This window comes from Mesorhizobium sp. M6A.T.Ce.TU.002.03.1.1, from assembly GCF_003997275.1.
In the GTDB taxonomy this organism is placed as follows: domain Bacteria; phylum Pseudomonadota; class Alphaproteobacteria; order Rhizobiales; family Rhizobiaceae; genus Mesorhizobium; species Mesorhizobium mediterraneum.
Genome location: NZ_RZTI01000305.1, coordinates 1 through 600 on the forward strand (window position 1 = coordinate 1; position 600 = coordinate 600).

Here is a 600-nt window from a genome sequence, read left to right on the forward strand (position 1 = left end):
GCACATCCTCACCACAACATCCGCCTCGCTCGACGATCTCGCCGAGCCTGTCGATCTCAGGCAGACGCCTGCGGATATCGTGGCGCTGTCCTTCACCGACAGCGATCTGGCCGGCTTGGCGGCGGCGTGGAAGGCGGACGCGGATCGCCTGCCGTCGATGCGGCTGGCGGCTCTACGCGATCTGCGCCATCCGATGTCCGTCGATCTCTGGATCGACAGCGTCGCCCGGCACGCCAGGGTTATTTTGGTCCGCATCCTCGGCGGCTACGACTGGTGGCGCTATGGCTGCGACCAGCTTGCCGTTGTCGCACGAGATCGCGGTATCAAGCTGGCGCTCCTACCCGGCGAGAGCCACGACGAGGATTTGCGGCTGATCGAAGGCTCGACGCTGCCCCGCGAGGAGTTGGACGGCCTGCTTGGCTATTTTCGCGAGGGCGGCCCAGAGAATATGAAGGCGCTGGTGAACCAGCTGGCCCGGCTGGCGGGTTCGGAGGCGGCGGTTGCCGAGCCGGTTGTCGTGCCCAAGGCGGGCTACTATCAAACGGGACTGGGGGTTGTCGAGCGCGGCGTCCCCCTCCCCCTCGAGGGGAGGGTCCGGCC

At 67.2% G+C, this 600-nt stretch carries 1 pseudogene; it reads left to right on the forward strand.

Annotated features, from left to right (window positions below):
- A pseudogene (locus tag EOC93_RS33660) lies at positions 1-600 on the forward strand (cobaltochelatase subunit CobN); the annotation flags it as partial.